Consider the following 13142-nt stretch of genomic DNA (forward strand, 5'->3'; position numbering starts at 1 on the left):
GCCCAGAGATGCCCTCACCTGTGGACCATGACCTCATCATGAACTGGTACATATGACCACATGCTCAAGGTTCTCCTCGCCGAAGATCAGCACGTGGTCCGGGGCGCGCTCGTCGCACTGCTGGAGCTGGAGTCCGATCTCACCGTGGTCGCCGCGGTCGGCTCCGGCGACCAGGTCCTCCCGGCGGCGCTCGAGCATCGCCCGGACGTCGCGGTGCTCGACATCGACATGCCCGTCATGGACGGCCTGGCCGCCGCGGCCGTGCTTCGCGAGCGGCTGCCCGGATGCGGCGTGCTGCTGCTGACCGGGAACGGAAGGCCCGGCCACCTGCGCCAGGCCCTGGCCGCCGGGGTCGGCGGCTTCCTGCTCAAGACCGCCCCGCCCGATGAGCTGATCGACGCCATCCGTGCGGTCTCCGCCGGTCAGCGGGTGCTGGACCCGAAGCTCGCCGTCACCGCCTGGGACCTCGCCGGCAACCCGCTCACCCCGCGCGACACCGACGTGCTCCGCCTCGTCGCGGAGGGCGCCGACGCGCCCGAGATCGCCACCAGGCTCCACCTAACCGCGGGAACAGTCCGCAACTACCTCACGGCCATCGTGGCCAAGCTCAACGCCCGCAACCGCACCGACGCGGTCCGCATCGCCACCGAGGCGGGCTGGATCTAACACGGCGCGCAGCTCGAACCAGCCGCCGTCGGTCCGGATCGTCAGTCCGGCGTCAAGGGCGGCCAGGCGGGTGGTCAGGTTCCCGATTCCGGAACCCGGCTTCTTCCGTGCGGCGGACACCCCGTCATTGGCCACGCTCAGCCCTTCGGAGGTGGTCCTGATGACGCAGCGCCGGGCGGAGCTGTGGCGCAGGACGTTGGTCACGGCCTCGCGGAGCACGGCGCTCAGGACGGTGGCCACCTGCGGCGGCAGGCGGTCGTGGGAGAGGTCGAGCTCCACCTCGATCCCGGCGGCGGCCAGCACCGACCTGGCCGACTCCGCCTCGACCTCGAGTGACATCTCCCGCCCGTCCCCCGACACGCCGCGCATGTCGGCCACCGCCCGCCCGGCCATCTCGACGACGTCGGCCAGCTCGGCCCTGGCCCGATCCGGATCCCTGTCGGCGAGGCGGCGGGCGAGCTCGCATTTGAGGAGGATCGCGGCAAGGCTGTGGCCGAGGAGGTCATGCAGGTCTCTGGCCGTCCGGAGCCTCTCCTGGACGACGGCCGCGCTCGCCAGCCGCTCTCTGGCGGTCTGGAGCTCCTTGACCAGCCGGGCCAGCGTGCCCAGACCGTACACGACCAGCCCGGTCACCAGCGTGCTGATCGTGAGGTTGACGACCACCCCGGGATCGAGGTCCATGGTCACGCCGATCCCCGCCACGCTTCCCATGACCCCCGCGACCATCGGCCACGCCGCCACCGGGGGGAGGGCCAGCAGCAGCGGTCCGGCCAGGAATCCCGCCACCACCAACCAGCCCGACCCGAACGCGGGAATCGGCAGGTAGGTCAGGGCGGCCATCACCAGCAGGTTCCACGGATGCCGCCCTCGCACCGAGATGAGATGCAGGAACACGACCATGCCCAGGCACACCGTGACCGGGACCAGCGTCTCCGCCGTCACCCGCAACAGCGCCTTCGCGCAGAATCCCATCAGCACGGCCGCCAGCAACCACACCGACAGCCGATACGCCGAGTCCGCGTTCCCCACCGTGCTGAGACGCCCGGCATCGAGACGCCCGAAGACACCGCCGAGGCGCCCGCCGGCACCCGCTCCGCTCGCCTCACCCCGCGTGCCCGTCGCCGCGCCGATCGTCGCCGGCCGGGCGGGCGGGGTTTTGGGGACACGGGCGTCGATGGTGAGACGGCCGTCGGGGGCGAGGTCGAGGGTCAGGGTCCCGTGGGCGGAGACGATGCGGGCCTGGGCTTCGGAGAGGGCGTCGGCGGCCTGGACGGCGGTGCGAGGGGCGTCGTGGACGATGCGGAGCCGTACGGAATCTTCGGATTCGGAGGTCTCGATGAGGCAGTGGCGGGCGGTGCCGTGCCGTACGGCATCGGAGACCGCGTCGCGGAGCGCGGCGGCGAGGAGGGCTCCGGTGGGACCGAGGGGCTCGGTGTGGCCGACGCGGACCTCGATCTCGACCCCGGCCGCGAGAAGGAGCGCGCGGGCGGAGGCGGTGTCGGGGGCCAGGGAGAGGGAGCGGTAGTCGACGGCGGCGGCGCGGGCGTCGGTCAGGGCCTGCCGGGTGACGGCCAGGATCTCGCCGAGCATCTCGGGCCGTTCCGGGTCGAGCCCTCCGACGATCGCCAGGCTCCGGCCGACGCCGGCGTTCAGCTCGGCGGCGATCTGCAGTCGCTCCTCGGCCACGGCCGCCATGGCCAGCTCGAGTCGCGCCGCGAACAGGTCGTCCACCAGCTCGATCATCCGGACCAGCCCGTAGATCACCAGGGCGATCAGCAGCGTGGTGATCGTGGCGTCCGGTGACAGCGAGATGGCCCCGGCGGCCGCCACGACGAGCGCCGCCGCGGGCCAGGCGGCGGTCAGCAGCAGCGACCCGGCCACGAACCCGAGCATCCCCACCGACATCCCGAAGCCGAGCACGCCCAGACAGCCCAGACCGGCCTGTACGGCGAGCAGCCACCACGGCCGCGCGTCCGTCAGGACATAGGCGGCCTGAACCAGGAAGGCGGCCACCGCGATCAGCACCGGCGCGGGCGAGGGCAGTCCCGCGAGCACGTAAACACTGGCGAAACCGCCGAGGACGGCGACGACCACCGTCCGGGCGAGGCGCGGAACCAGGTCAATACGATCCATGTCCCGAGATCTTCCCAGCAACGGTGGATCGGCGATCGCATCGGGCCCGCACTCCGGCAGGCATCTGATCCGAATCAGCATTAAGGCCGTCGAAATGGACCTTCAACGCCTTAACATAAGATGATCCATTCGGGCTATACTCCCCGAAATCAGACAACTACGGACCGTCTCCGGAGCGGCGCGGTTCGTACCGGCCCTTGAGATCTGCGAACCGTTCGGGGAGCTTCGATGAGGTTCCAGGTACTTGGCGATGTGACGCTCGTCCTCGACGGGCGTCCGGTATCACTGTCCTCCCGGAGGCAGGAACAGCTGCTGGCGCTGCTCGTCTGCGCGCAGGGACGCGTCGTGGCAGCCGAGACGCTGATCGATGCGATGTGGGGGGAGCAGCTCGGGCCTCGCGCCGGCAAGAACCTGCAGGTGCTCGTGCACCGGCTACGCAAAACGCTCGACGATCCCGAACGGATCCGGCACGACCGCTCGGGCTACGCGCTGTCGGCGCAGACGGCGGAGGTCGACGCCTGGCACTTCGCCGACCTGGCCGAGCGCGCCAGGAGGGCGCTGGACCGGAAGGATCTGGAGACGGCGGCCGTCCTGCAGAGGGAGGCGCTCGCGCTGTGGCGCGGCCGCGCCTTCGCCGGTCTGGACGACGTGGCCCCGCTGGCGGAGGCGGCGGAGCGGCTGGAGCAGGACCGCAGGCGGGTGCTGACCGAGCGCATCGACGTCGACCTGGTGATGGGCAGGCACGCCGAGGTCGTTCCCGAGCTGATCTCGATGGTCGCGGAGGATCCGCTGATGGAGTCCGCGGCCGCCCGGCTGATGGTGGCGATGCACCGGTCCGGGCAGCGTACGGAGGCGCTGGAGACCTACCGGCGTACACGCGCCGTCCTGGCCGAGGAGCTGGGGCTGGAACCGGGGCCGCAACTGCGCGCGCTGGAGGCGGCCATCCTGCGCGGGGACGCTCAGATCGGTCTGGACCTCCACATGAGAGCGGAGCCCGCGGAGAAGAAGACCGCGGCCACGGCACCGGATCCGGTGCCGTTCCTGCTTCCCGCCGGGGTGGGCGACCTCACCGGACGCGATGACGAGCTGCGCCGGCTCGCCGCGATCCTGCGTGACCGCCCCGCCACCACCCCGGCGATATGCGCCATTTCCGGCATGCCGGGAGTGGGCAAGACTGCGCTGGCCGTACAGTCCGCCCATGAGTTGCGGGACGACTTCCCCGACGGCCAGCTGTATGTGAACCTGCGGGGCGCGGGGACCGAGCCGGTCGAACCGTCGCACGCGCTCAGCCGGTTCCTGCGCGCGCTCGGCGTGGAGGGAAGGGCCATTCCGGACAGCCTGGACGAGCGCGCCGAGGTGTTCCGCGCCCGGCTGTCCGGCCGTCGCGTCCTGGTGCTGCTGGACGACGCCGCGGACGAGGCCCAGGTCGAGCCGCTCATCCCCCCGGAGAACGGGTGCGCGGTGATCATCACGAGTCGCAGCGCTCTGACCGCGCTGCCCGGCACGCGCCGGCTCGTCCTCGGAGTCCTCACGAGCACCGCCGCCGTCGGACTGCTGGGCACGATCACCGGCCGGGCCGAACTGATCTCCGACGGCACCGACGGCGCCACAGCCGGGCAACTGGCCGAGCTGTGCGGGCGGCTGCCCCTGGCGCTCCGGATCGCCGGAGCGCGGCTGGCCGCCCGACCGCACTGGACCGTCGACCGGCTGGTCTCCCGGCTCATGGCCGAACACGACCGGCTCGACGAGCTCACCCACGGCGCTCTGTCGGTGCGGGCCAGCCTCGCCCTCGGCTACTCCGGGCTCACCGAGCCCGGCCGTACCCTGTTCCGCCGCCTCGGCCTGGTCGAGACGCCCGACTTCGCCGGCTGGGTCGCCGCGGCGCTTCTCGACGCCGAACCACGCGACGCCGAGGACGTGCTGGAGGGGCTGATGGAGGCGCAGCTCATCGAGTACGCGGGGCTGGACGGCATCGGCGAGCCGCGCTACCGCATCCACGACCTGGTACGGCTGCACGCCAGGGAACGTGGCGACGACGAACCGCCCGCCTCCGTCCGCGCGGCGCTGACCCGGCTGACAGGGGCATACCTCGCGCTCGCCGAGCAGGCTCACCGGCGGCAGTACGGCGGCGACTACACCGTGCTGCACGGCGAAGGACTCCGCTGGGACTGCGGAGCGGCCGCCTCCCAACGGCTGCTCGCCGACCCCGCCGCCTGGTTGCGCAGCGAACGGCTCGGCCTGGTGGCCGCGGTGGACCAGGCGGCCAGGGTCGAACTGAGCGAGACCTGCTGGGACCTGGCCATGACGGCGATCACGCTGTTCGAGGCTCAGGGCCACTTCGACGACTGGCGGAACACCTCGGAGACCGCGCTGGCCGTGGTCCGCCGCGCGGGCGACCCGCGCGGCGAGGCGGCGATGCGCTACTCGCTGGGCACGCTCGATCTCTTCCGGCAGCGCTACACCGCCGCACGGCCGCACTTCGACGCCGCGCTGCCGCTCTTCGAGGCGGTGAACGACCAGCACGGCCAGGCACTGACCCTGCGCAACGCCGCGCTGATCGAGCGGGTGGAGGGACGCGCGGGGACGGCGCTCCGCCGTTACCGGCGGGCACTGCGGATGCTCCGCGAGGTCGGCGACCGGCACGCCGAGGCCCATGTGCTCGGCAGCATCGCCCAGATCCACATCGAGCACGGCCGCGCCGACGCGACCTCGCTTCTGGAGACCGCGCTGGCCGTCTACCACGATCTGGGCGATCTACGAGGGGCCGCCCAGATCCTCAACCGGATGGGCGCGCTGCACCTGCGGCAGGGCCGCACGGAGCAGGCAGGAGCCGCATACCGGCAGGTGAGCGCCGCGTCCCAGGCGATCGGAGACCGGATCGGCGAGGCGTACGGCCTGCTCGGACTGGGCGAGGCCGAACTGCTGGCAGGGGAACTCGACCTCGCGGCCGACCACCTCGACGCCGCGCTGGCGCTGGCCGAGGGGCTCGGGGAAACCTTCATCGCCGCCCGCGCCCGGCTGGCCGCCGGACGGCTCGCCGCCGAACGCGGCGAGCACGAACCGGCCCGGTCCATGCTGGACCGGGCGATCAGCGAGTTCGCCGAGATCGGCCTGCCGGTCTGGCACGAGCGGGCGGTGGATGCCCGGCGCAGCCTCGACACCACGCTGTGCCCGCCCCTGCCGTACTGACCCGGACCTGCGGTACGGCCAGGCGGATTTCTCCCGAGCACGGCAAACACAGCAAACGCGGCCCGTGCCTCACGCCTGACCGTCTCCACGACGCCGGTTCCCCCGATCACTAGGGGTTCCCCTCCGAGGGATCCCCGGGGATCCACCCCTTCGGAGGGATCTGGGGAGGCTCCCAGTCCTCATAGGGGTCTGGGGCCACCCCTTCGGAAGGACCGGGAGTCGGCGCAGGGGGAACAGGAGTCGCCGTGGAAGGATCAGGACTCGGCGCGGGGGGAGCAGGGGTCTCAGGGGGCTCGCTGGGCTCCATCCAGTGACTGTCCTGGACGCCGAAATCCGGATCCGGCTCGGTGCCGTCGGCGAGCGCGGCGTTCGCCCCCACCAGTGCCCCGGTCACCATCAGCGCCAGCAGCGCCACTCTGATCTTCTTCATCTCTCCTCGATCGTCATCGGGACGGTGCCCGCCATCATGCGTCGGTGATCTCCGACAGGACCGCGGCGAGTGCGGGCCGGCCCGCACCCGCCGCGGTCCTGTCGTTCCTCCGGCACGGGAGGACGGTTGACGGCCGGCGGCCCTCGACGCCGTGCCGTCCCCGCCCCTGCCCGCCCTGCTGCGCTGATCCAGACGTACGGTGCGGCCAGATGGAAGCGCGACCCCCGCCTCCCGCCTGACCGCCCCGTGACGTCAGTCTCCGCCAGAGGGAAACACCGGGGGTTCCTTCAGAGGGGTCAGGGGGTCCCTCCAGGGGGAACGGTGGGAAGCCCGTCGGGAGGGTCGCCGGGAGCCATCCAGTGACTGTCGGGACAGAAGCCGCCGCTCTGCTCCGGGCACGGACCTTCGTACTGCGTCGCGGAAGCGGGCGCGGCACCTGCCCCCAGGAGCCCGGCCACCACCACGGCCAGTAGCGCGCTCTTCAACTTTTTCATTCGTTCCTCCCCGCACTCATCTCCGGTAGGACTGGAAGAAGTCTCGGGTCTGCACGCTCATCTGTCACCTGTGTAATTCGGCGACGGGTGACCACGTGCCGTCGGTGAGATTCCCCGCTCATTCCGAAGGCGTGGTCATGGCCGCGTGCGACCCGGTGTCCCCGGCCAAGGCCGCGACCGCCCCCGCGGAGGCCACGGCAGTGACGTCCGCAGGCAACGCGCCCCGCCTGACGTCGTTCTCGGTCGATTCCGGTTGGAGTGCCGGACGGTCCCCGACGGGGCCGGCAGCTACTGGCAGGCCGCATGATTCGGCGAGGATGGATCACGTGCCCGGAGCCTCGGTGGCGCTCGCCGAGCCGTGGCCCGCGACTCCCCTGGGCAGCACTTCGTCGAATCCGGGCACGGACAGCCACCTTCACCTCGCGGCAACTCGGATGCCGCCCCCCGGCGGCATTGGCGCTAATCGAGATCAGGGTAAGGAGAACCGGTTTCACGGGGGTTTCATCCCATACGACGCGGAACGCGACCTGACCATCACGACAAAAGGTCGGCATAAAAAGGTGCGAAATGGTAGAAATCACCCTTTCGCATGCCTGATTTCCGCCATCGGGCAGCTGCCGTCAGAGGATGGATGCCTTCATAATCGATGTCACATATGCCTATTGGGCCGTAAATTTCGCAAGGACACCGTACTCATCCCGAAGTGCGGCCACTCTTGGGTGGCCTGCCCGTCGACCGACCATGAACGCTCCCGCCGGACATCTGCTACCGTCCGCCCGACATCTGACAGAAGCCGAAGGATCACGACCGTGCGCCGTTCCACCGATGACCTGCCGGAGTACCGCAGTCGCGTGAGGGGTTGCCTCCTGGGCGGCGCGCTCGGCGACGCGCTGGGAGCGCCCGTCGAGTTCGAACCGATCCGGAGGATCCGCAAGCAGTACGGCCTCGCGGGCCTGACCGGGCTCGTCGCCGACTGGCGCGGCGAGGTCGGCCTGATCACCGATGACACGCAGATGACGCTGTTCACCGTTGAGGGGCTGATCCGCGCGGGCCGGATCACCGTGGACGGGCCGGCTCACGAAGGTGAGACCGTCGCGGAGGAGCCGACCCTGACGGAGGAGACCGCCGCCGTCCGGCGGGCCTACCTGCGCTGGCTGGACACCCAGCAGCACTCCGCCCCTCTCCCCGTCTCCTCCACCTCCTCCGCTCCTTCCGTGAACGAGATGGTTCGCACCGGCCGGCTCCGCGAGCAGAAGTGGCTCTACTCCAAGCGAGCCCCCGGAAACGCCTGCCTGTCCGGCCTGCGTCACCAGCCGGAAAGCGCACCCGTCTCCCCCGGTCTGCCGGGCCCGGTCAATCCCGACTCCAAGGGCTGCGGAACGGTGATGCGCTCGGCTCCCTTCGGGCTCCGTGCGCGGAGCGCCCGGCACGCGTTCGATCTGGCCGTCGAATGCGCCCAGATCACCCACGGCCATCCCACCGGATACCTCGCCGCCGGCGCCTTCGCGGCCCTCGTCCATTTCCTGATGGAGGACGAGGTCCGGCGGGGAGCCGAGCCGCTCGCGCAGGCCGTACGGAAGGCGATGGACCTGCTGGCGACCTATCCCTCCCACGAGGAGACCACGCAGGCGCTGCACGCCGCCGTCTCCCTCTCGGCGACGGGCGACCCGAGCCCGGAGAAGGTCGGATCCCTCGGCGAGGCGTGGGTCGCCGAGGAGGCTCTCGCCATCGCGGTCTACTGCGCCCTGGTGCATCCGGAGCCCGGCGACTTCCAGCGGGCGCTCCTGCTCTCGGTCAACCACTCCGGCGACAGTGACTCCACCGGCGCCGTCTGCGGCAACCTCCTGGGAGCCCTACACGGCGAGACCGCACTCCCCGCCGAATGGCTCGCCCACCTCGAAGGGCGCGACGCCATCGTCGAACTCGCCGACGACTTCGCGGCGCAGTCGGTCGACGGGCACGAGGTCACCGAGGCGTGGCTGCGGAAGTATCCCGGCGCCTGAACCTGGAGGGCTCCGCGCCGGCCTCCGGATACTTCGGCGACGCAGTCGATGGGGCGCCGCACGTATGGCGTTCTCCACCTGGTGGTGCCGACGGTCCTCACCTACGCCGTCGTGTTCGGCGAGGACGATCCTTTTCCCGGCCTCCGTGGCGGGCGGGGCCGCGGTGAGCGGCCCCGCCCCGATGACGGGATTGAGAGTGGCTACTTCAGCCCGAAGGCACGGGTGATGTTCTGGGTGACGCTGTTGCCCCGGCCGTCGTGCGCGGTGACGCGCAGGGTGACGTACGTGGCTCTGGCGGAGGCGTGGAGTCTGGTCCTCCAGCCGTCACCGGCATGGGTGAGGTCTGCCTTCTGCCAGGTGACGCCGTCGTCGTAGGAGATGTCGAGCGTGAGGGCGTTGATCGCCTTGGAGCTCGGCCCTCCGGGGAGATGGGAGGGGGTGACCGCCAGGTCGGCGTTCCGGCGTGCCCTGCCCGCGGGGTCGGTGTCGACCTTGTAGTCGAGCTGGATCAGCGGCAGGACCGCGGCCGTGCCGGGGTCACCGGCCGCCGAGGTGAAACCCCACTCGGTCCGCGTGCCGGTGGAGTACGGGTTCGCCCAGGTGCCGCGGGAGTTCTCCGAGATGAGCCGGTAGGGAAGGCGCTCAGCGCCGAGTCCCCCGACCTCGATCCAGTCGAAGTAGTTCTCCTGCAGGAGCGTGTCTCCCTGGTACAGCGTCAGCGTGTTCATGACCTCGGGGTTGCTGACGGTGCCGCCCACGTGGTCGCCGCCGGAGTCGCCCCAGCCCGGGACGGTGACGTAGAACGCGTCGTCCTGCCTCGTCGGCAGTCCCGCCTGGACGCCGAGGCGAGGGCGCTGGATCGGGCCGAACCAGTGAACGTCGCTGGTGGTGCCGGCCCTGTACCGTCCCACCGGGGCCGACTCCTGGATTTCACCGAGGAGCAGTGCCTGTTCCTGCCACTGGATGTCCGCGTCCGCGGAGACCCAGTCGGTCCGCTCGCCCTGGGCGGGAGCCTCAAGAGAGATGGAGCTGCTGATCGCGACTCCCTGCCAGACGTCCCGGCGATACTCGATCGCGCTGTCCTGCTGGTAGTTGCGGAAGGAGACGTCGACGCGGGCCAGGTCGTGCTTCTCCGGCCGGTAGGTCGGGTCGGCGGGCACCGCGCCGTCGTAGTGACGGACGAAGTCGTAGAGGTAGTCGGTGGTGGGGCTGGAGACCAGGGTCAGCGGGGTCCTGCCGCGCTGGATCTGGGCGATCAGTTCCTCGCCCTCGTCATGGGTGAGGGTGGCCACCGTGACAGGCGCGGGCGGCGGAGGAGCCCAGATGGGGTTGGTCCAGGGCTGCAGGCGGCCGATTCCGTCGTTGACGACCAGCAGCAGCCGCGCGCCGGCCTTCACGGCCGAGGCCGCCTGCTGCTCCACGGTGACGGCGTCGTTGCGACGCACCACGGCGGCCTTGCCCTGAGCCCGCAGCCCGGCGAAGTCGGCCTCGGCGCCCTGTCCGGCGAAGACCGTGTCGAGCTTCATCCGGCCCTCGGGCAGCGGCGTCGAGGCTCGCTGGACCCGCAGGTCGTCGAAGCTCCGCCGGCCTGCGTCCACCGTCAGCATGGGCTCCTCCTTGCGCCAGCGCGCGCCGAAGAGGAACTCGCCCCTGGTGACCTTCTTGCCGGTGGGCAGCGCCCACATGCTGTCGTACTCGGGCCGGGGTAGCTGGGAGCTCCCCGCGGAGTCGTCGGGGCCGAAGGACCGGTAGGTGTCCAGACGGATCTGGGAGTCCGTGGTCTTCTGGGGGGTGACGGCCGTGACCTGCCGGGCCTTCGAGGCGTCCAGCGTGACCGCGCGATCCCGGTCCAGGATGATCTCGGGAGCGCTCAGCGTCGCCACGCCCAGGGAGTGCGGGCCGTGAGTGCCCTGCACGTCGGCCTCGAGCCACACTGCGTATGTGCCTGCCGGCATCCGGAGGCTGCCCGTGCCCGACGCGCCGAGACCGTACGACTCGAAGAGCTTCTTTCCCGCCACGAAGAGCTGCCCGGAGAGCGGCTCGCCGCTGCGGTCCTTGGCGGTGATCGTGAGGTTGTAGCGCTCGTTCTCCTTGCCGGCCCCGATGAGGGTGTGGGCCAGGACCTTGCCGTCGGCTCCGGAGGCGTCGACCATGCCGCTGTAGTGGCTGTCCAGCGGCATCTTGTCCAGGTTGGCCGTGAGGGCGACCTTGCCGGTTCCGTGGGCGGGCACGGTGACCCGCGTGGCGGACAGGGTGAACACGCCCTGGGGCGCCTGAGGTGCGTTGATCGCCAGGTCGAGGGTGACCGGGGTGTCGGCGGTGTTGGTGTAGGTCACCTCCTTGGTGCTCTTCTCGCCGGGCTCGTGCGGCCAGGTGTGGAAGCCGGAGTAGGCGCTGCCCGTCGCGAACACCGTGTTCCGCACCGCGGCCGCGGCGTCCAGGCGACCGCTGCCGGCCTCGTACGGGGTGTAGTCCGGGGTGGCCTTGGTGGAGCTGACCAGGGCGTCCTTGAGCTGCGGGCCGGTCCAGTCCGGGTGCGCGGCGGCCAGCAGCGCGGCGGCTCCCGCGACGTGCGGGGTGGCCATCGAGGTGCCGCTCAGCGTCTGGTAGAAACCCTCGCCCTCGGGCGCGTACTGCGAGCGTGCCGCGAGCACGTCGACGCCGGGCGCGGTGAGCTCCGGCTTGAGCCCGTAGTCGCCCGCGCGCGGACCCTGGCTGGAGAAGTCGGCGAGCTGGTCGGAGCCGTCCACGGCGCCCACGGTCAGCGCGGCGTCCGCGGCGCCCGGAGTGCCGACGGTGTTCGGCCCGGCGTTACCCGCGGCGATGGTGAAGAGCACGCCGGTCTCGGCGCTGAGGGTGTTGACGGCCTGGCTCATCGGGTCGGTGCCGTCGGTCGGGCCGCCTCCGAGGCTCATGCTGATGATCTTGGCGTGCTGGTCGCGGGCGGCCCACTCCATGCCCGCGATGATCCAGGAGTCCTGACCGCTTCCCGCGTTGTCGAGGACCTTGCCGATGTGCAGGTCGGCGCCGGGGGCGACGCCCTTCTCCGTACCGCCGGAGGCGGCGCCGGTTCCGGCGATCGTGGAGGCGACGTGCGTGCCGTGGCCGTGATAGTCGCTGACGTCCTCGTCGGGGACGAAGCTGGCCGTCTCGGCGATCCGGCCGGCCAGGTCCGGGTGACCGGTGTCGACGCCGGTGTCCAGGACGGCGACGTCCACGCCGGTGCCGGTGTTGCCCGCCGCCCACACCTGCGGGGCGCCGATCTGCGCGGTGGTGTCGGCCAGGTCGGCCTTGACCTTGCCGTCCAGCCAGATCTTGGCGATGCCGCCGGTGAAGACCGGCGCGGCGCCGGTGGTGCGGGCGCCCGCGCCGGAGGTGAGCGCGGACCAGAAGCCGGCCGAACGGCTCCGCTCCTCGGTCAGCGCCGCGCCCTGAATGCTGCTCAGGGCGCGGACCCTGGCCGCTCCGGAGGGCACCGCCTGGGTACGCGCGCCGGCGGCGGCGTCGGTGTAGGTGACGATCAGGGGAAGACGGTCGGCGTGCGCGTCGTCGTAACCGTCGGCGAGGAGCCGGGTGACGTTGAACAGGTCCTTGTCGAGGAGCCCGGCGGAGACGTACGGCAGGGTGGAGTCGGGATAGACGTAGGTGTCTTTTCCGACCTTATTGATCTTGAACCCGATGGATTCGCCATCCGGGCCCTCGACCTGCTTCGTCTCGGTGCCGTCGGCGGCGGTGGTGACGGTGACCCTGTCGCCGGTGATCAGGGTGACGGCACGAAGGGCGCCGGGGGTGTTCGATGTGACCGTCGCGCCGGGGGTGGTGGCCGACGTGGTGGCGAACGCCGGCGGGATGACCGTCAGGATCGCCAGTGCGGACGCGAAAGCCATCAGCTTCGATCCGCGGGGGGAAGGGATTAACAAAGGGGAGTTCCTTTGACGAAAGGGAATAAAACTCCAAAAACACCAAAGATGACTTAAGTGTCATCAATGCGAATTTCTGGGCGAAGCTGCCCAATCGTACGGTAGATCAACGGTGCCTGCTAGGACCTTTAAGCCTTGTTTCTACAGGTCTGTGAGCTATCATCCGAATTTGGCGAGCCGCCGAGATGGCCGAGGCGTGGGCGGGCCACTCTTGCTCACGCCCCATCGCCGTTCCGCCGTGAACGCGTTTTGGGAGTTTTTCTTGCCCCTCGCCATTTCTCGTGTTGATTTGGCGGCAGCCACCAAA

Annotated in this window: 7 protein-coding genes; 3 read left to right on the top strand and 4 right to left on the bottom strand. The window is 70.7% G+C overall.

The annotated features are described in order from the left end of the window. Positions 1-60: 60 nt before the first annotated feature. On the top strand, positions 61-666 hold the full coding sequence (locus tag DKM19_RS37275) for a response regulator transcription factor (RefSeq protein ID WP_110702407.1): 606 nt from the start codon (positions 61-63) through the stop codon (positions 664-666). Here DKM19_RS37275 and DKM19_RS37280 read toward each other — a convergent pair. Then, a complete protein-coding gene (locus tag DKM19_RS37280; RefSeq protein ID WP_110702409.1) occupies positions 559-2799 on the bottom strand; it encodes a histidine kinase in 2241 nt (746 codons plus the stop codon). The genes DKM19_RS37275 and DKM19_RS37280 overlap by 108 nt on opposite strands. A gap of 228 nt (positions 2800-3027) precedes the next feature. On the opposite strand from DKM19_RS37280, the gene DKM19_RS37285 reads away from it, so the two are divergent. After that, positions 3028-5988 (top strand): AfsR/SARP family transcriptional regulator, encoded by a 2961-nt coding sequence (locus DKM19_RS37285; RefSeq protein ID WP_110702411.1) that lies wholly within the window; start codon positions 3028-3030, stop codon positions 5986-5988. A gap of 109 nt (positions 5989-6097) precedes the next feature. Here the strand turns inward: DKM19_RS37285 and DKM19_RS50115 are convergent, their stop codons facing one another. Further along, positions 6098-6418, bottom strand: a complete 321-nt coding sequence (locus tag DKM19_RS50115; RefSeq protein WP_162642043.1) for a hypothetical protein — start codon at positions 6416-6418, stop codon at positions 6098-6100. A 296-nt stretch (positions 6419-6714) separates the two neighbouring features. After that, positions 6715-6912 (bottom strand): hypothetical protein, encoded by a 198-nt coding sequence (locus tag DKM19_RS50120; protein ID WP_162642045.1) that lies wholly within the window; start codon positions 6910-6912, stop codon positions 6715-6717. A gap of 809 nt (positions 6913-7721) precedes the next feature. Here DKM19_RS50120 and DKM19_RS37290 point away from each other — a divergent pair. Continuing rightward, positions 7722-8915 carry an ADP-ribosylglycohydrolase family protein gene (locus DKM19_RS37290; protein WP_239513793.1) on the top strand — a complete coding sequence of 398 codons (1194 nt, stop codon included), beginning with the start codon at positions 7722-7724 and terminating at the stop codon, positions 8913-8915. Between the two features lie 200 nt (positions 8916-9115). Here DKM19_RS37290 and DKM19_RS37295 read toward each other — a convergent pair whose 3' ends face one another. Further along, complete coding sequence (locus tag DKM19_RS37295; protein WP_110702413.1) at positions 9116-12802, bottom strand: S8 family serine peptidase; 3687 nt, start codon at positions 12800-12802, stop codon at positions 9116-9118. Positions 12803-13142: the final 340 nt, after the last annotated feature.

Source organism: Streptosporangium sp. 'caverna', from assembly GCF_003203775.1.
GTDB lineage: Bacteria > Actinomycetota > Actinomycetes > Streptosporangiales > Streptosporangiaceae > Streptosporangium > Streptosporangium subroseum.

Bases quoted from the DNA above. Each gene is read 5' to 3' on its own strand.
- DKM19_RS37275 (WP_110702407.1), top strand. From the start codon at position 61: ATGCTCAAGGTTCTCCTCGCCGAAGATCAGCACGTGGTCCGGGGCGCG.
- DKM19_RS50120 (WP_162642045.1), bottom strand. From the start codon at position 6,912: ATGAAAAAGTTGAAGAGCGCGCTACTGGCCGTGGTGGTGGCCGGGCTC.
- DKM19_RS37285 (WP_110702411.1), top strand. From the start codon at position 3,028: ATGAGGTTCCAGGTACTTGGCGATGTGACGCTCGTCCTCGACGGGCGT.
- DKM19_RS37280 (WP_110702409.1), bottom strand. From the start codon at position 2,799: ATGGATCGTATTGACCTGGTTCCGCGCCTCGCCCGGACGGTGGTCGTC.
- DKM19_RS37295 (WP_110702413.1), bottom strand. From the start codon at position 12,802: ATGGCTTTCGCGTCCGCACTGGCGATCCTGACGGTCATCCCGCCGGCG.
- DKM19_RS50115 (WP_162642043.1), bottom strand. From the start codon at position 6,418: ATGAAGAAGATCAGAGTGGCGCTGCTGGCGCTGATGGTGACCGGGGCA.